This is a genomic window from Pseudomonas izuensis (assembly GCF_002356535.2).
GTDB classification, from domain to species: Bacteria; Pseudomonadota; Gammaproteobacteria; order Pseudomonadales; family Pseudomonadaceae; genus Aquipseudomonas; species Aquipseudomonas izuensis.
In genome coordinates, this window is record NZ_AP017423.2 from 2,102,050 (window position 1) to 2,124,685 (window position 22,636).

At 54.5% G+C, this 22,636-nt stretch carries 15 protein-coding genes and 1 pseudogene; 4 read left to right on the plus strand and 12 right to left on the minus strand.

The window, feature by feature from the left end; all coding sequences use genetic code 11:
• The first annotated feature begins 269 nt into the window (after positions 1-269).
• Complete coding sequence (gene proA / locus LAB08_RS09530; RefSeq protein ID WP_096512464.1) at positions 270-6,107, plus strand: anti-phage protein ProA; 5,838 nt, start codon at positions 270-272, stop codon at positions 6,105-6,107.
• A gap of 245 nt (positions 6,108-6,352) precedes the next feature.
• Here the strand turns inward: proA and LAB08_RS09535 are convergent, their stop codons facing one another.
• Together LAB08_RS09535 and LAB08_RS09540 are read right to left on the minus strand one after the other, a co-directional pair.
• Entirely contained in the window at positions 6,353-6,538 is a 186-nt protein-coding gene (locus LAB08_RS09535) for a helix-turn-helix transcriptional regulator (protein ID WP_096512463.1), read from the minus strand.
• A gap of 854 nt (positions 6,539-7,392) precedes the next feature.
• A complete protein-coding gene (locus LAB08_RS09540; protein WP_172901620.1) occupies positions 7,393-8,820 on the minus strand; it encodes a tyrosine-type recombinase/integrase in 1,428 nt (475 codons plus the stop codon).
• A gap of 967 nt (positions 8,821-9,787) precedes the next feature.
• On the opposite strand from LAB08_RS09540, the gene LAB08_RS09545 reads away from it, so the two are divergent.
• Both LAB08_RS09545 and LAB08_RS30295 read left to right on the plus strand, forming a co-directional pair.
• Complete coding sequence (locus tag LAB08_RS09545) at positions 9,788-10,960, plus strand: acyltransferase family protein (protein WP_096512461.1); 1,173 nt, start codon at positions 9,788-9,790, stop codon at positions 10,958-10,960.
• 61 nt (positions 10,961-11,021) lie between these two features.
• A pseudogene (locus LAB08_RS30295) lies at positions 11,022-11,224 on the plus strand (glycoside hydrolase family 19 protein); the annotation flags it as partial.
• A 396-nt stretch (positions 11,225-11,620) separates the two neighbouring features.
• Here the strand turns inward: LAB08_RS30295 and LAB08_RS09555 are convergent.
• The 3 genes from LAB08_RS09555 to LAB08_RS09565 form a co-directional block, all read right to left on the minus strand.
• Positions 11,621-12,496, minus strand: coding sequence for a sterol desaturase family protein (locus LAB08_RS09555; protein WP_096512460.1), 876 nt, complete (start codon positions 12,494-12,496; stop codon positions 11,621-11,623).
• Positions 12,497-12,955: 459 nt separating this feature from the next.
• On the minus strand, positions 12,956-13,681 hold the full coding sequence (locus LAB08_RS09560) for a PIG-L family deacetylase (protein WP_096512459.1): 726 nt from the start codon (positions 13,679-13,681) through the stop codon (positions 12,956-12,958).
• Between the two features lie 174 nt (positions 13,682-13,855).
• Complete coding sequence (locus LAB08_RS09565) at positions 13,856-14,602, minus strand: metallophosphoesterase (RefSeq protein ID WP_096512458.1); 747 nt, start codon at positions 14,600-14,602, stop codon at positions 13,856-13,858.
• A gap of 438 nt (positions 14,603-15,040) precedes the next feature.
• Between LAB08_RS09565 and LAB08_RS09570 the strand changes: the two genes are divergently transcribed.
• Positions 15,041-15,697: a S1 family peptidase gene (locus LAB08_RS09570; RefSeq protein WP_096512457.1), complete on the plus strand. Its 657-nt coding sequence runs from the start codon at positions 15,041-15,043 to the stop codon at positions 15,695-15,697.
• A gap of 77 nt (positions 15,698-15,774) precedes the next feature.
• Here the strand turns inward: LAB08_RS09570 and LAB08_RS09575 are convergent, their stop codons facing one another.
• The 7 genes from LAB08_RS09575 to LAB08_RS09605 form a co-directional block, all read right to left on the minus strand.
• Positions 15,775-16,683, minus strand: a complete 909-nt coding sequence (locus LAB08_RS09575) for a MurR/RpiR family transcriptional regulator (RefSeq protein ID WP_096512456.1) — start codon at positions 16,681-16,683, stop codon at positions 15,775-15,777.
• A gap of 112 nt (positions 16,684-16,795) precedes the next feature.
• Positions 16,796-17,560, minus strand: a complete 765-nt coding sequence (locus tag LAB08_RS09580; RefSeq protein WP_096512455.1) for an ABC transporter ATP-binding protein — start codon at positions 17,558-17,560, stop codon at positions 16,796-16,798.
• An 18-nt stretch (positions 17,561-17,578) separates the two neighbouring features.
• On the minus strand, positions 17,579-18,691 hold the full coding sequence (locus LAB08_RS09585; protein WP_096512454.1) for a succinylglutamate desuccinylase/aspartoacylase family protein: 1,113 nt from the start codon (positions 18,689-18,691) through the stop codon (positions 17,579-17,581).
• Positions 18,692-18,699: 8 nt separating this feature from the next.
• On the minus strand, positions 18,700-19,398 hold the full coding sequence (locus tag LAB08_RS09590) for an ABC transporter permease (protein ID WP_096512453.1): 699 nt from the start codon (positions 19,396-19,398) through the stop codon (positions 18,700-18,702).
• 13 nt (positions 19,399-19,411) lie between these two features.
• Positions 19,412-20,101, minus strand: coding sequence for an ABC transporter permease (locus LAB08_RS09595; protein ID WP_096512452.1), 690 nt, complete (start codon positions 20,099-20,101; stop codon positions 19,412-19,414).
• Between the two features lie 91 nt (positions 20,102-20,192).
• Positions 20,193-20,969: an ABC transporter substrate-binding protein gene (locus LAB08_RS09600; RefSeq protein ID WP_096512451.1), complete on the minus strand. Its 777-nt coding sequence runs from the start codon at positions 20,967-20,969 to the stop codon at positions 20,193-20,195.
• Between the two features lie 385 nt (positions 20,970-21,354).
• Entirely contained in the window at positions 21,355-22,635 is a 1,281-nt protein-coding gene (locus LAB08_RS09605) for an NAD(P)/FAD-dependent oxidoreductase (protein ID WP_096512450.1), read from the minus strand.
• Position 22,636: the final 1 nt, after the last annotated feature.

A 22,636-nucleotide genomic window follows, 5' to 3' on the forward strand; every position in this document is an offset into this window, starting at 1 on the left:
TGCGTACTTTCTAAGCCGACCAAGTTGAGCGGAGCGGATGGGGTGGCCAGGCGCCCTGGCCGAAATGGTCACTTTCCGCGAAGTGCGTTGAACAATTGGTGGAATGGGGAACGCCAACGTGGCATTCAGCAGTCGCTTAAACCATATGCCTAAAAAATACGACTGGATTCCGAGATAAAGAAATTCCCAACCAGTGATTTGTCATGGACTATAGGGGTTTTTAGCTGCCTCTTTATGAGGCAAGCACTGGTAGCTTCGGGAGCCCGTGGATGAACATCAAGATTGAGGCGCTGATCGCTCGTAAGATCGGCTTCGCTTCCCACCAGAACGCCATTCCGCTTGTACGAGAATTGAGCATTTGGAACCAGGAAGAAACAAATCTTGAAAATCTAATACTGACGTTAAGCACCGACCCAGATTTCGTTGAAAGCCGGTCTTGGCATGTTGATCGGATTCACGCGGGTGATCGCCTCAGCATTTCTGAGCGCGACATCAAGCTTAACGCAGGCTATCTGTCCGGGCTGAGTGAAAGCCTGAGCGCCGATGTGGTATTGCGTTTGTCCCAAGGCGAAAACCTACTCGTCGAGCAGCGCTTTCCCACTGAACTGCTTGCTCGCACTGAATGGGGTGGTTTGAGCGCAATGCCAGAGTTGCTGGCAGCTTTCTGCATGCCCAATGATCCATCGGTAGACCGAGTGCTCAAAGCCGCTTCTCAAGTCTTGCGGAGAGCAGGAAAGAAAGACGGCATTGATGGCTATGAAAGCAAGTCACGCACGCGCACATGGGAGCTTGCCTCCGCCATTTGGTCTGGTGTGTGCAGCTTTCAATTGAGCTATGCGTTGCCTCCAGCCAGTTTTGAGCAACAGGGTCAGAAGATCAGGCCGCCATGCGTCATTCTGGAAAACGGCGTGGCGACCTGTCTGGATACGGCATTGCTGTTCGCTGCGGCTTTGGAGCAGGCTGGATTGAATGCCCTGCTTATCATGACAAAGGGGCACGCGTTTGCAGGCGTTTGGTTGCAGCCTCAAGAGTTTTCTCAACTGTTGACTGACGAGGCGTCGGCAGTACGCAAGCGCATGGATCTGAAGGAAATGGTGGTTTTCGAGACCACCTTGGCGACCCAATCGCCGGCGCCGAATTTTAGCCAAGCCGTCGCAGCTGCGGAGCGGCAACTAGATGATGAGCAGTTCATCATGGCAATCGATTTGCACCGTGCTCGGATGCAGAAGATCCGCCCAATGGCGCTTGTGTCAGCAGTCATTGCATCCGATGTAACAGACGATTCTCCGCCAGCTGCTGAAGGCTTGGAGGAAGCCCCAGCATTGCCAGGGTTCGATGTCGAAATCAACGAGGGTAACGAAAGTCCTGCCGGTAAATTAACGCTGTGGCAACGCAAGCTCCTCGATCTGACTACTCGCAACCGTTTACTGCATTTGCCAGACAGCGCTAAAGGCGTGCGTCTTCTCTGTCCTGATCCAGCAGCTCTTGAAGACCTTCTTTCGAGTGGCCAGCGTATTCGAGTGGTGCCGGTACCTGACCTGAATAGCAGTGGTCGTGATGTGGCCGTGTACGAGCAGCAGAATAATGAAAGCCTGGTAGACGAAGTCGCCCGTCAAGCACTCGCGCGGGGTGAAGTGCTCGCCAGTCTGGAGAAGATCAAGCTTGAAGCAACCTTGATCGAGCTTTTCCGAAAGGCGCGTAGTGATCTGGAGGAGGGCGGGGCGAACACGTTGTTTTTGGCAATCGGCTTTCTTAAATGGAAGAAAAGTGCCGAAGACCCGAAGACCTACTCCGCACCACTGATTTTGCTGCCGGTGAAACTTGAGCGCAAAAGTGCCTTGTCTGGGGTGACGCTGACGTTGCTCGATGAGGAACCGCGTTTCAACTTAACTCTACTTGAATTGCTGCGTCATGACTTTGAGTTGGTGATACCCGGGCTCGATGGCGAGCTACCAAGTGATGAAAGCGGCATCGACGTGACTGGCATCTGGAACATGGTGAGGCGAGCGGTACGCGACGTGCCCGGATTTGAGGTGAGTACCGAGCTAGTTTTGGGTACTTTCTCATTTGCCAAATATTTGATGTGGAAGGACTTGAATGCCAACGGGGCACAACTGCTGCAAAGCCCATTGGTCAAACATTTGTTGGAGCCTAAAGAAGCAGGTGAAGGCTTCTCTGGCTCGGACGAGTTTCCCAGGCCTGAGCGTCTGGACTCATCAGTAACGCCTGCTCAGCTTTTTGCGCCATTGCCAGCTGACTCTTCGCAGTTATCTGCCGTGGTGGCATCGGCTGGCACTCATAGTTTCGTAATGGATGGACCTCCGGGAACCGGTAAGTCGCAGACCATTGCCAACATGATTGCTCATAACCTTGCACTAGGCCGTCGCGTTTTGTTCGTGGCAGAGAAGCGTGCTGCCCTCGACGTGGTTTATCGTCGCTTAGCGGAGAAAGGGTTAGGCGAGTTCTGCCTGGAGTTGCACTCAAGCAAAGCGTCCAAAGTTGAAGTGCTCAAGCAGTTGGATCGCGCATGGGATGTGAGTGACGCGTTGAGCGCTGAGGATTGGGAGCGTGAGGCTGCTCGATTGCAAACTCTGCGGTCACGACTTAACCGGTTGGTCGAGGTCCTTCATCGACGTTGGAGCAACGGTCTTTCCCTGCATCAGGCGATTGGTCGCGTCGTTCGTGATCACGGTCCTCAGACGCCGAGACTGGCTTGGCCACCAAGCACACAGCACGATGCTGCCGAGTACGGCCAGTTACTTGACCTCTCGCGTCGGCTTGGACTTAACGGTGCTGCCGCGCGCGACCTGTCAGTTAAGTTCGGCGCTCTGGCGCAGACCCAATGGTCAAATGCCTGGCAGGCAGAGATTGCTAGCACCTCACGTGAGTTGCCCCTGGCACTTGACGCCTTAAATGTTTCGAGTGAAAGGCTGCTTAACCTTACGCACCTGTCGTTGCCAGCGGTCGAAGTAATGCAGGTCCAGCAGCTAAATGAGCTGGCAACCCTGATTCTGGAATCCCATGGCCTAAACCTTTCATTCGCATTCGCTCCCGACGCCGTCACGCGAATCGAAGCAGCCCGGCGTGCTTGCCAGTTGATCGAGAGCTATCGCGAGCTAGAAGAAAACCTGTCGCTGAATTATGCCGACGAAGCCTGCCGTCGCATTCCATTCGAGGTAATTAACAATGAATGGCGCGAGGCTGAGGGTAAGTTCTGGTTCTTGGCTACTTTCGCCAAGAAAAGGGTAGCTAAGAAATTAGCCGCTTTAGGTGGCGCAGCGGGTTTACCGGACACCCTAAGCGACCTCGCAATTTTCGAGCGTTTGCATTCGCAGCTAGTGGAGTTGGACGCATTGGCAAGTGACATGCAGTCGATCCCTGGCTGGCAAGGTCTGACCAGCGACACCTCCCGTACACTGCGGACCATCACACTGGGTGAAAGTCTGCGCGGGCTGCTGAGTGGTTTGGCCAAATCACCCGACCACTTGGTTTCATTGCGCGGCGCAGTCGCGCGTCTGGTCATCGATGCAAATGAAATGTTGGTGCCAGGTGGACAAGTCAGTGCAGCGTTATCAGCGTTGCAACAAGCCTTGTCCCGCTACGACGAGGCCGCTCGGCTGTTTGCTGGTTTGGCTGCAACAAGCACAGAGACGCATCCGACCGTTGCTGCTCTGCGGGCCACTTCTCTTTCCATACAGCAGCAAGAAGAGCAGCTAAAGGCTTGGTGCGATTGGTGCCGTGTGCGCGAGCAGGCTGCCGAGGTCGGTTTGGCCAGTCTGGCTCAAGCATTGGAAACAGGAAGCCTTTTACCATCGGCAACCGAGCATACCTTTGTCACTGCCTATGCATATTGGTTTGCGACACAGGGCATCGACAGCGAACCGGTTTTGAGAAACTTCGTCGCTGCCGAGCACATGAGTGACATCGGGACTTTCGTTCGTTTGGACGACGAACTGGCGAAACTGACGGTGCGTTATATCCGGGCGAAACTATGCGGCCTAATCCCTTCCAAGAATGACATCCATAAGAGCAGCGGCTTCGCCATTCTCAAGCATGAATTGCAGAAGTCCCGTAGACACAAACCAGTCCGGCAGTTGGCAATTGAGATGGGGGACGCGCTGAATCGCCTCGCACCGTGCATGCTCATGAGCCCACTGTCGATTGCGCAGTTCTTGCCTGCCGATCAGCCCCCATTCGATCTGGTCATCTTCGACGAGGCTTCTCAGATTGCTCCATGGGACGCAATCGGTTCGATAGCTCGGGGCAAGCAAGTTGTTATTGCCGGTGACCCTCGTCAGATGCCGCCTACGAACTTCTTTAGCCGTGGACCAAATGCTGGCGACGACGATACAGCAGAAGACATGGAGAGCATCCTGGACGAATGCTTGGGAGCAGGGGTGCCGAGCCACAGTTTGAGTTGGCACTACCGTAGTCGCCATGAAAGCCTGATTGCGTTCTCCAACCATCGTTACTACGACAGTAACTTGATTACTTTCCCAGCAGCTGAAACTCGCGCAAGTGCCGTGGAGTGGCGCAGGGTTGAGGGCGTGTATGCAAAAGGCAAAGGGCGTTACAACCAGGCTGAGGCTGAAGCCATTGTCAGCGAGACAGTCAAACGTCTAACCGATCCTGCGTTCGTCGCTGCGGGTCATTCAATCGGGATAATCACGCTCAACTCTGATCAGCAAAAGCTGATCAACGATCTGTTGGACGCTGCCCGTAAGCAATACCCACAGATTGAGCCGTTTTTCCAGGATACCCAGACCGAACCTGTCGTCGTCAAAAACCTGGAAACGGTCCAGGGCGATGAGCGAGACCTGATTATGCTCGGAATCGGCTACGGACCAACCGAGCCGGGTGCGCAGGTTATGTCGATGAACTTCGGCCCTCTCAACAAGGACGGTGGATGGCGCAGGCTAAACGTCGCCATCACTCGGTCACGTCGAGAGATGTTGGTGTTCTCATCCTTCGATCCGTCAATGATCGACCTTAACCGGACCAATGCTCGCGCGGTCCGGGATTTGAAGCACTTCATAGAGTTTGCTCAGCGTGGCCCTAGGGCTTTAGCAGAAGCGGTACATGGCTCGGTTGGAGGATACGACTCGCCGTTCGAAGAAGCTGTTGCTCAAGGGCTACGGCGACTCGGCTGGCAAGTAGTCCCACAAATTGGAGTATCGCGTTTCCGTATTGACCTCGGCATTGTTCACCCTGACCGTCCAGGTGACTACTTGGCTGGCGTTGAATGTGATGGAGCTACTTACCACAGTGCCGCCACCGCTCGGGACCGGGATAAAGTCAGAGGGGCGATTCTCAGCGGCTTGGGATGGAACCTGGTGCGACTTTGGTCCACGGAATGGTGGGTAAATAAGGAAGGCGCCTTGCAGAAGCTGCACATAGCTCTAAACGACCTTCTGGCTCAATCCCGAGTAGAGGCAGTCGATAGTCAAGTAACCGAGGAGCCACCGGCCGCTCCAATCGTTATCGATTTCTCACACGACTCCGGCATTAGTGATGAGTTGCCAGAAGCGCCCATTAGCTCCGTGAGTAAATTGCCGTCGGAGATTGCGGACGTTCGCATTGCTCGCGCTCACACTGATCAACCTATTTCTCAGGGGCAGAGGGGGGAATATCGCGTCGCCGATCTTTCTACTCTTGCGCACATGATCCAACCCGAGCAGTTTCACTTACCGCAGTACAGTCCGGTGCTCCGTCAGATCATCGAAGAGGTGCTACGCCAGGAAGCCCCAATTCTCGACGCACTCTTAGTCCAGCGTATCGCTCGCGCACACGGTTTCCAACGATCAGGACGGCTTATTCGAGACAGAGTTCTGGAACTGGCCGAACAGCACCATCACGTTCGGCAAGAAGGATTTGAGGCGGCATTTGTCTGGCACGCCGAGGGCGATGTGATGGAGTGGTCGACATACCGTGTTCCGGCATCGGCCGATGACGCGCGTTCAATCGAGGAGATCGCGGCGGAGGAGTTGCGTATCGCCGCGAGCATTATCGATGCTGGAGACCGAGCCCTTGAGGTTGCCAGGTTATTAGGTGTTAGACGTCTCACAGGGGGGGCGCGTGAACGCATTGAGCGAATACTGAACGCATAGGGTCTGATTGATTCGTCGTGGTGACCTTAAAATGACTAATGAATGGTCATTGCGATGCTAAGTCTTTGGAGCGACAGTTGGCCAGCAATCACTTGTAAGTGAGCAATGTGAATTCGTCGTGTTGGACGCCTACGCATGATGAAATCACTAGGAGTGGTCTAGTGCTTTGCGGATACAAAAAAGGCACCTAGAGAAGAGGTGCCTTTCTATAACTGCGCGGTCATGAGACCTCCAGTTTTATTGCTTTACAAGCTGGACATCCAGTGTGATATCTGGCTTTCTCGCCATGCGACTGCCTGACTTCCGAGCCGGACACGCTTAGGAAATTTTCCTTCTTTTTCCCAGCGGTTGATCGTGGATCTGGAAACTCCCACCAAGTCTGCGACACTCCCAAATCTCAAAAAACGCTCTTTCAATTCCTTTCCACTCATGTAGCCTCCTTTCGGCCAGTTAGTTTTGGCATACTATTTGCTTTGGCTGATTTTGTCAATATTTTTAATTGATGAGTATTGACTTGAGTGGCTTGTTGTGAGTGTCATTCAGGTTGACATTTTCAAGGCGGTTGATTTGCCTCTGAATTAATTGACTAGCCCTTGAAAACCGATTTCGTCTTCTGGATCTCTGCTTGCGTCCTTATCCTATTCTTTAAGTAAGTAATTGCCCTGAGGGCCGGTAATTACCTCAAGTGTCGCGCCCAGAAGGAGCCAGGCTCGCTTCATTTTCCTTGCGTAGTCGTGGCGGTGATAGATGCTTTTAACTGTGCTCTCTTGGAAATGGTCAAGGATAGGTGTGCCAGCTGAGATGTGCTCCTCAGAGGAGTGAATGAGTTTTAAGCTTGATCGTCCGTTTGCTGGAAATAAAAAGGCACTCAATGTTGAGTGCCTTCTATACCTGCGCGGTCATTTAGACCTCCAGTCCTGTTTACAGTCTAGCCATAAGCTCATGAATATCGCTCTGTCGCCAGGCTAGCGCCTATGCTCCCAGTTGAGTGCGTCTGGGATGCCTTCCTTCTTTCATCTGTTGATGGTTGACCGAGTAACCCCGATCAGTTGGGCGACGCTGTTGAAACGCAGAAAACGATCTGTGGTGCATGCGCTCATGGTGCTTCCCTGTGGCTGGATGGAAATTGCACGGCAGTAGCAAGATGCCGTGAAGTCAATGGGTTGGCGCCAAAAATTGATCAATCGGTTTTTGCAGGTGGGCTTCAGGGCGACGCAGGGAGGGGTTGGCGAGGGTGAAAGTTCCTCGCTTTACAGGCGCTTCGCGGCGCCCTCTCTGCTTCGCGCTAAGAGGCTTCAGTAGGCACAGGTTTTATATAATGCTGTTTCACCAAGTTCAGGAAGCCGATCTCATCGTCAATATCTTTCAGGTGATCTTCGTCCGCCTCGTCCAGGAATCGCTCTCCTGCTGGGCCTGTTATAACTGCAAGTGCTTCACCTAGGATGTGCCAAGCCCGTTTCATTTCCCGTTCGTAGTCATATCGATGGTAGGTAGATTTCATTTTGTTACCTTCCACGTGATTAAGGCATCGTTCTGAAACCTCACCAGGAACCCCGAGTTGCTGCATGAGGGTTGTTCCCGAGCGGCGAAGATCATGGGTCCTCCATGGACCTCCATCCAGGACCAGGCTTCTAGTTTGGATGGTCCGACCTTCCAGAGGCGGCTGACCCTCGGGAAGTTGTCGGTCTCGCGCATGATTCGCAGCTTGTTTGATATTGACGGGTTTTTGTTCGTTTTGGCCGGGGTAGAGCCATGGAGTATGGCCGGTGAGTTTGTGCAGCTCACGCAATAGGGACAGTGAGTAAGTTGAGAGGCTGATCACGATCTCGCGCCGCGATTTGTTCCTTTCGGCTGCAATAGTCCACTCATGTCTATTCCAGTTCATCTCACTCCAAGGGGCTTGGCATAACTCGTTGATGCGACATGTCACCGAAATCTGGAGCATGTAAATAATGTGCGTAACCCGATTTAAACTTGAGGTGTGAAGGGCTTGGTCCAGCTGCCTAATCTCACGAGTGCTCAAGGCCCGCTCGCGTGGCTTTGACGGCTTTCCAACATCCTTTTTCTTGATCTCGTTAGTTGGGTTGGAAGAAACAATCTTACGACCTTTAGCGAAATCAAAGAATTGCCGCATTTCCGATAAAGCTTGCTGGGCCCTACGGTTCACGCCGCGAGCAAGCATCTGGTCCAGAATGGTATGGATATCTACTACGGTGACATCCTTGATCTGTTTTTTGCCTATACAGGGGAGGACGTCATTTGTGAATAGTCTTCGTAGATCCTCGCCTTTGTCCGCACGGCCCGATGGTAAGGCAGACGCCATCCAGCGTTCGAATGCATCGTCAACGCTCACCCGGGATGCGATTTCTAGGGCCTTGGCTTCAATCTCAAGTGCTCTCTGTTCTGCTTGTTTTTGTCGGTCGCCCATGGGATCCATGCCGCGGCTGATGTCCGTTTTCGCCTTCAGCGCGGCGTCTCTGGCATTGGCAACTGTCACCGCTGGAAACTCTCCCAGCGGCAGGCGCTTGTTACCCCATTTATCGCCGATCTTAATCCGGTATCGAAGGGACCATTCTTTACCCTTTGAGTTGACTCTCAGTTCCAGACCTGGGACCGTCTCATCTAGCAATTCGAACTGCTTGCTCTCTGGTTTGGCATTCCTGCACAGGGTTGTTGCTCTCTCGGTGTGCCTTGGGATTTTTTCCCGTGCCATGTGGGCTCCGTATCTAAGGATTTGGGTGCATGATACACGCCTTTCGTTTAGGGCACATAGAGGGCACATGAGGGTCTCTGAGTTGTGCTGAATCCAGTTGGATAAGGTTTTGGCTTGAAGGCTTGTAAAATATGGTGTCACCCCTATAAACACTGGCTTGCATGCTGTCGGTTGGATCTGGTTGGAAGGGTAGCGCACTAGCATGGGGTGCTAGGGGTCGAGTGTTCGAATCACTCCGTCCCGACCATTATTCCTGAGTAAAATCAGACACTTAAGCCGATCATCTAGATCGGCTTTTTTGTGCCTGCGCAAAATTCGCGCAATACTACCTGGTGATTTTTCGCTGATGTTCACGTTCGGAAATTCATCTGATCAGGTGATTTTCCGCCCATCCTTACCGGCTTTCTCGTACAGGTACAGCGACAGCGCTCGCACTACGAGGAAGCCCGATATCTCTTCCTCCCTTTACCCCAAGTAGCGATTCGCCGCCTCCTGGTCGTCTTTGATCGTTCTTAGCTCCTCCACGGTGTGCCGCTTGCGTGTTTCTTCTTGATTCGATTGATCGTGCTTAACACTCACGGGGGTACGCTTTTCCGGGATTCTGTTTTGCAGCAGGTGTGTGGCTTTTGCAGACAGGGTGAGTCAGGAATGTTTGGTGCAGATGGATATCCGGTCGGTCCATCCTACTCAGGAAATGGCGCGCTGGGCTGCGGTAGCAGTGGACCTGCTGGGGGCTGCCTGAGAGGTATTACTGTACAGAGTGATGAGGCGTGCATTGACTGGAGCTATTTCGACGGCGGTTGATCTGATCGTTGAATCACCCGACGGGCCTTCGACGGCCGCATAGTAAAAACATCTCTCGATTTCCACCAACCCCAGAATAGGCGACACAAGGGCTCTCAAAAGATAAGAATATTTTTTCCGTCGTGTTAGCATTCCGCATCAGAATTGACACAGAGCTTGGGCGATGGAAGGAAGAGGCAAGATCGAATTTGCAAATACACTTCGTGGATTTGCAGCCATTTTTGTGTTGGTCTCTCACTATTTTGGTGTCTTTTGGCTAAATCGAAGTGCGACCGCCTCACTTATAAATGCGCCTGAACTTCCATTAGAAACCCATGCAGTGCCTAATTATATTTCGTTAATAAATTCATGGCATATATTCAATGCAGGGGCTTTTGGTGTGGCTCTTTTTTTCTTGATAAGTGGATTTGTTATACCATTTTCATTTAAAAGACTTGGAGGTTTAGAGTTTATTTTTAATAGAGGATTTAGGATAGTTCCAACATATGTGGTTGGGTTTTCTCTATCGCTTTTATCTGTGTGGGCGATTGGTAAATATTTTTCTGTGTCATGGCCATTCTCGCTCAATGAGGTATTGATTCACTATGTCCCTGGGTTGCGAGATATTCTATGGTCTAAAAATATCGATGGGATTATCTGGACCCTTGAAATAGAAGTTAAGTTCTACGTTGTTTGCGCATTGATCGCATGGTTATTTAAGTCAGGGTCGAAATGCGTATTTGTAGCACCTGTGGTTTTATTTGTGGCATGCCTGTACCTCAATAGTTTACTGCCAGGTCTGCTCCAGAGCGGTTCTGTTTTTTATACGAAGGCGTTGGCGTTGTTGTTTTCCGCTAACTACATAGTATTTATGTTTATTGGTGTGGTGTTTCATTATGCACATAAAAATATAATCGATGATCGGTCTGCGATCTTCGGGGTGGCGCTATTGTTTGGTGCATTTGCATATCTTTGGCAGGATGGACCGAACGCGCCATCATTTTTTCTTATATGGAATTATGGGTTGGCTCTTCTGCTATTTTCCTTTGCGTATGCTTATCCAGCATTGTTCTCGTCGACGCGAATTTTTGATTTTCTTGCCAATATTAGCTATCCCCTATATGTAATCCATGGTGTGTTTGGTTATGCTCTTCTCCGTGTGTTCATGGATTTTGGAATGAAAGCTTGGCTTTCTTTGGTGATAGTCACAGCGGTGGCGATTTCTGTTTCATGGCTGCTACATGCAGTGGTGGAAATGCCGTCTCAGAAAATAGGCAAATATGTGTTGTCGTTTTTATTTAAAAGGGTTTCCCGTGAACCAGCAGACGCCCCTCAGGTATCAGGCATTGCGCGTTAATAAATTTTAATTTTGAGAATGGCCCGCTGAGCGCGGGCTTTTTTTCGTCCGGAGAAAATTCTTGGCCATCACCGCGCAGCAGTTATTGCAGATCTTCCAGACCGCTGGCGCCAACGCGGGAGTTTTTGCCCCTTCTGCAATACAGCGATGCATAGGTTCCAGATTGTCGGGTCTAAGCGCGTGGCCGCGTTTATTGCCCAGATCGGGCAGGAGTCTGACCAGTTGGTCTACGTCCGTGAAATTTGGGGGCCGACGTCCGCCCAGCGTCGGTAAGGACCGTCGGTATCTGGATGTGGCAAGTCAATAGCTACTGAACAATCATCGCCAAAAATCAGGCGAGCCATCAGGCTGATCTGACGCGGGTTGCCAACGCCAGTGCAGCGCAAGCCGACAAGCAATAGAGAAACAGCAGGCTGCCGGGCTGGCACTGCCGACCTTGACCAGAAAGCCAAAAAGGAGAAGACCGATGCCCTCGCTGAAAATGAAGACTGTACCGCGCGACTGCTGACTCTGCTCGCCGGCTGCGCGTCGCGTGAAGTTGTCGTACCAGTGGCGGGGACTGGCCCAGTATCACCAGCCCCTCCGCGCTGGGTGATGCAGGAACCATCGAACTCTTTAGAGTTTCTGCATCAACTATTTTCAATATCCGTGCCGGGATCATTATCGATCATGCAGCTCTAAGGGCGTTACAGGAGTATGTGCGTGAGGTGTGCTTGCGCTAAGTGCACCTTCATTACGCCATGACACGAAGGATTGCTTGAGTGGTCTCTGGGGAGAAACGTCATCTTGAAGGCCCGTCTCTACCCATTCTTCCTTTTTGGGTAGCCGTAACGTGCCAAACACCAGGTCTATAACTGGAAAGAACGCTGCATAGTTTGAGTTGTGGTATCGCGCGTCCCTCCCGTGATGCAGTCTGTGCCATTGTGGACCTGAGATTATTGGGGTGAAGGGGCCCAATGAGAAGCGGACATTCGCGTGATTGAAGTAACCCCAGCCACTGAACAATATCAATGAGCCTAGATACGGAACCGTGTTCCCCCCACAAATTATTGCGGTAGGTATGTGTGCAAGAAAAAAGCCTATCAATGCGCCCCCTACGCTCTGGCGTAGGGAGGTTGAGGCATTCATATACGCGTCGCTGTGATGCACTCTATGGAATGCCCACAGGGCTGAAAATTTGTGTTCAAGTCGATGGGTCCAGTATTGGAAAAAGTCCCAAATGAATGCATAGATGAGTGTGGCAAGGATACCCCCAACTATGCCTTTTGATTGCCAATCGGGAACCGTGCGCTCAAGCACTGATATGCTCGGTAAAAGTTGCGCGCATCGATTCAATAGTGGGGCGACAAAAGCTGAGCCGATTAGCAAGAAAATGAAGACCTTGACGTTGTGCCACCTACCTTCAAAACCGGGGTCAGTTACGGCGGGCTTCCACCGCTCAAGAACCCAAACACCAACAGTCATCATGACTGCAAACATCACTTCTTTTGCGATGCCTTGAATCACCTGGATGATGTACTGCAAGAAATCGTTCATCGCCGCCCCAATTTTGGTGGGCGAGTCTACAGAGACCCGGCTAGTCAGGTCCAATGCGATCGACAGGCGTCGGGGCTGAAACGATGGGTCCGCTGCTCGATGTCAGGCAATTTTGAGCGATCACTGGGTGGAGAATGTAGAGCAGCGTGGGGGTTGGGGTGCCGGCTTCAAGATCTGGATATCTTCTTCGAGCATGCTCGCGTAGTGCCTGACGTTTTACCAGTCTCGACGCAGTACGGAGCCACTCGCTGGTTCGCGCAACGCTTCCTTGTGCTGTGGCAGCTGCCGTGGTTTCAGCTGCCACCCTGGTGTCAATTTCAATCAAACTTGCGCTGACCTTTGAGAAAGGATTTTTAGTCGGGATAGCCGTGCAGTTGTTCAAATCACTATACGCAAAAAGGCCGCCAACTGAATTCCCAGTGCCGATCAGGCGACGTTACAGAATCGATTCAGACCCGTTCACCGCTGCAACGGCTGCTCATAATCGAGCTGCCAATAGCGTTCAGGAGAGCCCATGTCGGCGCGTTTGGCGGTTCCGAATAGCGGAAGTTGACTCTGATAGGCGCCTACGGCGTAGGCTTTCTTTATTATGCTTGAGGTGGGAAATTTAACCGCCCTCATTGTCAGTCCAGCCTGCTTCCAGGCTGCGAGCCGAGTAATGACCAGACCCGGAAACTGCCGATAGGTAGCCTCCTCATAGACGAACCAATTCATTGGGTGGTCAGGTACTCCATCCTCTGTGTATTGTTGTGCAAGACGTAACGCTTCGCGCACCGCCAAGCAAGCGTTGCTAGTCAGCAGATGGTCGGGGTGGCGAAGCCCCATAGGCATGAGAACGGTCCCACCCCTTTGCTCGATGATTGTTTTTAGCGCAGGTACCAGGTCGGTCGTTTGATAACTGCGACCGTATTGGCTATCCCAGAAGCTGAGCCACTCGTTTCTCGCACCCAGTCTGCGCATCGACTCCGTATCTTCATCACGTCGCGCAAGCACCGCCTGATATCCACTACTAAAACCTGTTGCTATATCCCAAGCCGGGGCTGCTATCTCAGGATCAGGCACGCCAGCGAATACTGTAATGACAAGAGCGTCTCGACTCTCAGCCAAAAGGCAACCGCAACTGAAGACAGCATCATCTAAATGGGGGGAAATTACGGTAAGTCGTTTGGGGATTGGCAAAAGCATTTGATTTCCACTTCCCGACTGCAGATGTATAAGCGTTTGTCACTTCATCAATTCAGGGAACCGGTGCCTCTCCTCAGTTATAGTCAAGCTTGAATATCAGGCGCTCAAGGAGTTGCCGAAAGCGCTTCGGCTTCAGGAAAAACATTGTATTTAAAAGTGAGTATTATTTGCAGTTCAACGTTCGCCGCAACCGAGCGCGGGGTCGATAGGCGGCAAGCATTGCAGTGTGGCCAGCTCCAACAGCGTGAAGTAGCCATTCATCCAACCCGCGGTATCTATGTGGTAGACATTCCCGAGTACAGCCGGCTGCCAGAGTGGCGTATGGCCCACGATCACGGCCCGCACGCCATCGACACCGGCGTGGTTTTCGTCGGTCAGGCGCTTGCGTGACCACTGAAGGATGGCGGCAACGTGGTCGGCCTCTTTTGCCGATCCGGAAAGGGCTGTAATCATTTCTCCCCAGCTTGCGCACGGAACGTCGGCGTGCACGATGCCGATCAGGCCCTGGGCGGTCTCGACTTCGATCACCAGGGGTAAGTCCTGAAGGATACTGGCGTACCCGTCTTGCTCAATGCTGGATAGCCCGTAGAACCACGCACCACCGTTGATGAAGTGCATGCTGCATTGATTGCTTAAGCGGCCGGCAGCGTGCGAATCAATAGCCATTTGCTCATGGTTGCCACGCACTGCATGGAACCAGGGCTTGCGCAGGAGCCATTCATCGACATCCAGTGACTCGGGCCCACGATCAATCAGATCACCGACGCTGAACAGGCGGTCAGCGGCAGGATCGAATCCGACTGCATCCAGCGCGGTCTGTAGCCGGGTGAAGTGGCCATGAATATCCCCGACTGCGAAATCCCGGCCAACCGTGTTTGCGGCGAAGTGCTTCACGCGCGACAGCTCGGTAGTTTCGAACATTGGATGCTCCGACGCGGCAGAAGGCGGCCAGGTTATTGCGTTGGCGATGGCTGGCTCTGCATCAGCGGCCCATCGCCAAGCGTTCCTTTAAATTCTGGCATAGCTTTGCCGCGCCCGCTTTTAGCCGACGAGAACGCTGTTCTCTTTCACTTAAACATACCAACTGAAATCGCCCGTCATTAACCAAGACGATCATAGGCTCTTCTGGCATTTATCCTCGGCGTTAACATATTTCTGACGTCAAATATTTACACTAATAAAGTTGATCGAAAAGCAATTGGTCTTAGTGCAATTTATTCATACGCCATGCTGAAACTTCAACCATAAGTATCACAGCGTCCAACTAGAACAAGAGGCGAGGAGTATTGCGACCCGACAAAAGACAAAATTCTGACAACAAAAAACAGTCACATTCTCCCTATAAGTCGGTGATACATCATGATCAAGATCATGGCCTGCTTTTTAATAGGAGTTGTTACTGCAGGATGCAACGGCATCGTAAAACCCGATCTTTCGGGTGGTACTAATGATTCATATTTTTTAGTCTTCTCTGGCTTTCCCGTGCCGTATCTGTACATGGCCTCGGCGGTGCAATGGAACGATGACTACGCCGTCACCACCCGCCATACGCCATTCATCCCCAATGTGACATACAGCTGCAGCACCCACTGCGATCTTGTCTTCATCAAGCATAAAGCCAACGGCCACTACCCATCATGGCGCGCACCGCGTGTGGGCGAGAGCATTACGGCCGTGGGGGGAAGTCCCTACCTCGTGACCACTACCGGGAAAGGCAAGGTGTATCAAACGCCTTTCGTCAATGCAGATGAACACAGCGGTGATCTCTACGCCATCCATGATGCCCCGCTGGTCAAGGGGATGTCCGGTGGGCCGGTCATTGCCAATGACGGCAGTGTCGTCGGCATCAATATCGGTTTCTACTCCACCACATTAAACGATGTGAGTAGCAACTCCGGGGTCAAGGGCGCTGAGAGGATCAGTATCTTTATCCCTTACTCGATCATTCAGCGCGAGTGGGGGATGTTGCAGGCAAAGCTTACTAATCCGCACGGACCGAAGTATGCCGCGAAGTAACCCAGGAGCCGGCTTGCTGGCGAAGACGACAGCCCGGCCAACAAGGCAGTGTCTGGCTCCTACAGGTATAGGAAGCATTACTTCTTCGGCGGTTTACCGCTGGAGGGAATATGCAAGTAAGACATCACACTTTCGGTCAGTTCAGTTGCAAGTTTGACGGCCTCTTTATTGCGCGCCATCACACCCGCCACCAGTCCTTCGATCAATGCGAGGACGGCAATGTTGGAGCTGGTCATGACCGGATGATCGGCGGGGGCAAACAGCACGTGTTCGGCAATGCCGGTGAGAGGCGATGCGGGGGAGTCGGTGATTGCCAGCACCGAGGCGCCGCGCTCATTGGCAAAACGTGCGAGTTGCAGGGTGTCGAGGGAATAGCGTGGCAGGGAAATCGCCAGCAATACGTCCTGATCGGTAATGGCGGCCAGACGGTAAGCGGCGTTTTCGTTGCCGCCCTCCATGCTGATGGCCGTGGCGTCCGCACAGAACGGCATCAGGGTCGAGGCGGCGAGGCCGGCGAAGTAGACACTGTTGCCAAAGCCCAGGATGTAGATTTTGCGAGCGTTGATCAAGCGGGTGACGAATGCTTCGAAGGTGTCTGCATGGTTGTTCGTCGCCGCGGTGGCGAGGTTGCTGGTGGCACTCTGAATTTGCTCATGCAGGCCAAATGCGCCACCAGGGCGATGCGCCAGTTCGTTGCGCAGTTTGTCCACTGGCGACACCATTTGTTGCAACGTCGCGACCAGTTCGGCCTTCATGCCGGTGTAGCCACCCAGGTTCAGCGCCTTGGCCAAACGATTGACCGCTGCTGGTGAGGTGGATGTTTCAAGAGCCATTTCTTCGATAGTCAGCGTCGCGGCCCTGAGCGGGTGACGCAGGATAAAATCCGCCACCTTGCGCAGTGACGGCGGTAAATCGGGAACGATTTCCGCGAGTTTGCGCATCACTGGCGCGGCATAGACCGTGGTGTCTTTCGAAGGGCTCGGCATATCCGGTTCAACACTTCCTGAGGGTTGGAAAAGGGGCAGGGGGCGAACGCATAACCTGTGGGAGCGTGCGGGCGGCATTCCCACAGGGTTTTGCGTTGGCTGGAGTGTAAGGTTATTTCAAGCTGCCGGACAGAAACTGCTGGAGGCGTTCGGACTGCGGATTGACCAGCACTTCGCGCGGATCGCCACGCTCTTCGACCTGGCCTTTATGCAGGAACACCAACTGATTCGATACTTCCCGTGCAAAACCCATTTCGTGGGTTACGACCACCATGGTGCGTCCTTCGAGTGCCAGGTCCTGCATGACTTTAAGTACTTCGCCGACCAGTTCGGGGTCGAGTGCCGACGTCGGTTCATCGAACAACATCACTTCAGGCTCCATGGCCAGTGCACGGGCAATGGCCACCCGCTGTTGTTCACCCCCCGACATATGCGCCGGCCAGGCATCCTTGCGGTGCGCCACGCCGACTTTGTTCAGATAGTGTTCGGCTTTTTCCCGCGCCTCTTTTTTGCTGATGCCCAAGACATGCACCGGCGCTTCCATGACGTTTTCAAGGGCACTCATGTGCGACCAGAGGTTGAAGTGCTGAAACACCATCGATAATCGCGAACGCATGCGTTGCAGCTGTTTGGGTTCGGCGGCCTTGAGCCCGCCGAGCTTGTTGGTCACCAGTTTGAGCTGTTCGCCATTGAGCACGATATTGCCTGCATTGGGCTGCTCCAGCAGGTTGATGCAGCGCAGAAAGGTGCTTTTGCCTGAACCGCTGGAGCCGATGATGCTGATGACGTCACCGGCTTTCGCCTCCAGGGACACGCCCTTGAGCACTTCGTGGGTGCCGTAGCTTTTGTGAAGGTCCTGAATTTCAAGTTTGTACATGGTTTCAACTCTCTGGAATCAGTCGCTGAGCAAGCGGCCTTGGCGAATGGGGGTACTGCCGGCCACTTTGGCCAGCCACAAACCGGGCTGGGCAAAGCGCAGGCGTTCGCGGGCATAAAGGATGCCGTCGGTGCTGGCGTGCACCACGCTGTGCTGATCGGTCAGCGGATCAATGACTTCGAACAGCGGATCGCCGACCTTGACGCGGGCGCCCAACGGTTGCAGATAACTCACCACCCCCGGATGCGGTGCATAGGCGTACTGGGCGCCGGCGAACGGTGTCGCTTCACAACGACTGGGTGGCGCGGCGGGCCAGTCACCGCTGATCAGGCCTTGCTCGGCGAGATAGCCGAGAATGGCCTGCGCACTGTCGACGCATTGCTCGCGTTCGGTATCAGCCATGCCGCGCAATTCGATCGTTGTGGCAACGCATGCCAGCGGAATATTGGCTTCAGGAAAGCGATCGGCCAGGTGTTGCCAGGGAATCGCACAGGCTTCATCGAAAGCGCTGCCACCCGCGGCCTCGGCCAGCAGGGCAACGCCAGCGCCGAGACGGGCGGCCAATGACTGCAAGCGCGACCAGTTTTGCGGCATCGCATACAGCAGCATGATCGACTCGAAGTCGCAGTGCAGGTCCAGCACCACATCGGCATCACAGGCATGCTGCATCAACAGGCGCCGCAGGCCATCGAGCTCCGATGTCGGCGGCGACAGGTTTGCGAGGGCATCGCCCATGGCACGGCGAATCAGCGCGATGTTGGTGTCGGCATCGTCTCCCAGGCAACCTTCCAGCATCGGCACCACGGCGTCGGTGAGCTCCGGAAAATCGCGGTTGAAATTTTTCCCGCTGGAGAACTCGAAACGACCTTGATGGGTGGCCTGGAACATCTGTGCGATACCGATCGGATTGGCCATCGGCACCAACTCGATCACACCGGTCAGGCGACCTTGTTCTTCCAGCGCTTGCAAGTGACGCTTGAGTTCGACGGCGACGCGCATCCCCGGCAGCTCGTCGGCATGCAGTGAGGCCTGGATGTAGGCCTTGCGGGGGCCGCTGCCAAAACGAAACACGGTCAGCTTTCGTTCCGTGCCCGAGGCACTCCACGGCAAGAGATATTGAATGTGCTTCATAAAGCTCCTTAGTGCTTGCGCGGTGCCAGATAAGCCAGCCAGCGGCGCTCGGCCAGCTTGAACAGGCGAACCAGGATGAAGGTCAGGGCCAGGTAGATAAGGCCGGCGGTGATGAACGCCTCGAATGGCAGATAGAACCGCGAGCTGACGGTTCGCGCGGCCCCGGTGATATCAATCAGCGTGACGATCGACGCCAGGCTGGTGGTCTGCAGCATCATCAGCACTTCGTTGCTGTACTGCGGCAGCGCCCGGCGCAAGGCTGACGGCAGGAGAATGCGGCGATACAAGGTCAAGCGCGACATGCCCATGGCTTTGGCGGCTTCGATTTCGCCGTGGGCCGTGGACTTCAGGCTGCCGGCCAAGAGTTCCGCGCTGTAGGCACTGGTGTTGATCGCGAAGGCCAGGCAGGCACAAAAGGTGGCACTGGACAGGTAAGGCCAGAGCACGCTTTGACGCACCGCTTCGAACTGCGCCAACCCGTAGTAGATCAGGAACAATTGCACCAGCATCGGCGTGCCGCGAATCACGTAGGTGTAGAGCCAGGCCGGGAAGTTGATCAGCGGCGACCGGGATACCCGCATCAGCGCCAGTGGAATCGCCAGTACCAGGCCAACCGCCAGGGAAATCAGCAGCACTTTCAGGGTCACCAGGGCGCCACTGAAATACAGCGGCAGGTTTTCCCAGATCAGGTTGTAGTCGAGAATCATGGGGGGCTCCCGGTTACAGTTCGGCGGCTTTGACGCCGACCGAGTAGTGTTTTTCCAGATAGCGCAGGACCAGCAATGACACGCTGGTCAGCATCAGGTAGAGCGCGGCGACCGCGAGGAAAAACGTGAACGGTTCATGGGTGGCGTCCGCTGCGTTCTTGGCTTTGAACATCATGTCCTGCAAGCCGATCACCGAGATCAGCGCAGTGGATTTGGTCAACACCAACCAGTTGTTGGTGAACCCGGGGATGGCGAAACGGATCATCTGCGGCACCAGGATCCGCCAGAACACCTGAACGCCACTCATGCCATAAGCCGCACCGGCCTCGCCCTGGCCTTTAGGGATCGCCATGAAGGCGCCACGAAAGGTTTCCGAGAGGTAGGCACCAAAAATGAAGCCCATGGTGCAGACGCCGGCGATAAAGGGATTGATGTCGAAGTAGCGGGTGTAACCGAGGGCCAGGGCAATGCGGTTCACCAGGTCCTGGCCGCCATAGAAGATCAGCAGGATCAACACCAGGTCAGGAATACCGCGAATCAGGGTGGTATAACCTTCGCCCAGCAGCGCCAGCCATTTGAACGGTGACAGACGAAAGGCGGCGCCGATCAGGCCCAGGGCAATCGCCATGGCCATGGAGATCAGGGCCAGGTTAATGGTCAGCCAGGCGCCATCGAGAATGCTCGATCCGTAGCCGTGTAGCATGATGAAGTTCCTCAGGCGAGCGCCGGGAGGCGCGCGAGACAAGCCGTAAATGACGCCCGCCAGTGCCGGCGCCAGGGTTTCGGGTAAAGGCTTATTCGCCGTAGATATCGAAGGCGAAGTACTTGGCCATCACTTGCTGGTACTTGCCATTGGCGCGGATGGCGTCGATTGCGGCACTCAGGCGCGCAACGTTCGCACTGTCGCCTTTGCGCACCGCGATCCCGGCGCCTCTGCCGAAGTATTTCGGGTCGTTGATGTCCGGCCCTGTCAGGGCGAACCCTTTGCCCAAAGGTGTTTTGATAAAACTCTCATCGGTGTTGACGATGTCGGCGAGCGTGGCATCCAGGCGACCTGATGCCAGATCGAGGAAGGCTTCATTTTGCGAGCCGTAGCGCACTACCTCGACGCCGGCTTTTTCAAGCTGTTCGGTGGCGAAACGGTCGTAGGTCGAGGAACGTTGCACGCCGAGTTTCTTGCCTTTGAGATCGACCTGCGGATCGGTGATCGCGTTGCCGGCCTTCATCGCGAACTTGCCCGGCGTGTGGTAGTACTTTTTGCTGAAGTCGACTGACTTCATCCGGTCTTCAGTGATCGACATCGACGACAGCACAGCATCGATCTTGCGCACTTTCAGCGACGGGATCATGCCGTCGAACTCCTGGATGACCCACTCGCATTTGACCTTCATCTCCTCGCACAGCGCGTTGCCGATGTCGTAGTCGAAACCACTGACGTTGCCCTCTGGCGTCTTGAAGGAGAAGGGCGGGTAGGCGGCTTCGATACCGATACGCAGGCTGTCTTCGTCGGCGTGTGCCAGAAAGCTTGCGGCGCACAGTGCCAGAGCACCTAGAAGTTCTGTCTTGTTCATATTGTTGACTCCTTGGAGGGGGCGTTTGGATGACGCGGGAATCTGCCGTCCGATCCGCGGAGGTGGATCGGTCCTGGAGATTCCTGGGGATATAAATGACATATAATGTTTCACAAATCAATATTGTGAAAATAAACGTGTCAGTTCGAGGCGACAGAAGGTGTTCGGAAGGACGGTAATCGCCGTCATGCCACCGAACCTTTGAATGAAAAAAGGGCGCCGGAAACGCTAATACCGGTCAGTCAAGGTGAAAGACCTGTGGGAGCGAGCCTGCTCGCGATAGCAGACTGTCAGGCAATGCAGGTGTTGGCTATGTAGCCGCCTTCGCGAGCAGGCTCGCTCCCACAGGGGGATTGGGTGGATGGGGTGGTGTGGGGTGTTTCCCTCAAAACCGCCCCAACCGGTACGCCTCAACCGCAGGCAATGCATGGACCGTCGTGGCACCCACAGGCGAGACCATTCGTCCGATTATCTCAGCCGTCACCGCCGCCTGAGTCAGTCCCAAATGCTGATGACCAAACGCAAGCAACACCTTGCCGTCGCACACCTTATCGATGATGGGCAGTGAATCCGGCAGCGAAGGACGAAACCCCATCCACGGCGTTGCAGCTTCGGCATTCAGATCATGCTTGAACAGGCCTTTGCTCAATCGGTGCAACTGCCAGGCGCGCTCCATGCTCGGGGGGCTGTCGAGGCCGGCGAATTCGACGGTGCCGGCCAGCCTCAGGCCATCGGCCATGGGCGTCATGATGAATTTGCGCTCCAGTGAGGTGACGGCGAAAGGCAGGCGCTCGTGTTCATGGGGCAACATCAGGTGATAGCCGCGTTCGGTGTCCAGGGGGACTTTCTTGCCGGTCAGCGCGTTGGTGAGTCGGGCGGAGTGGGCGCCGCAAGCAATGAGAACCTGGCGGGCGGTCAGGCTGCCCTGGTGGGTGAGCAGTGACACGCCGTCCTGCTGCACACGCCCGTCAACCACCTGTTGCTTGATGAACTGCACGCCGCTGGCCCTGGCGGCTTTGACCAATTCGCAGACAACCCGGTAGGGGTCCAGAAAATGCCCCGTGCGCGGGAAGAACAGCCCGCCCTGAAGGTGCTCGCTCAGCTGCGGAGCGACCTCACGTACTTCACTCGCCTGCCATAAATCGACGGGCACGTCCTGTTGGCGCATGCGGGCCTGCAACCCGTCGATAGCCTGTCGCGATTCGGGGCGCTCGAACACCAGCAGCGAGCCGTCCTCTTTCAGCAGGTCCGCACGGGCAATCGCTTGCAGCAGCCGTTGCCAGGCGCCAAGGCTGCTTTCGTTGAGTGCACGAATGCCGGCCACGGTGCGCTGGAACGGCGCCGGTCGCAGGTTCAGCAACAAACGCATGAACCATGGCATGGCGCGAGGCATGTATTTCCAGTCCAGGCGCAAAGGCCCCATCGGGTCCATGAGCATCGCCGGCAGGCGCTTGAGGATGGACAGATCGGCGATGGGAAACACCTGCTCGGTCGCCAGATGCCCTGCGTTGCCGAATGATGCTCCCTGGCCGGGGTCCTGGTGATCGATGACCACCACCCGCCGACCCTGGCGTGCCAGGCGCAGGGCGCAGGCGACGCCGATGATGCCGGCGCCGATCACGGCGATGTCCACCGGGTCGTGCGGATTGTTTGAAGTGAGAGGCATG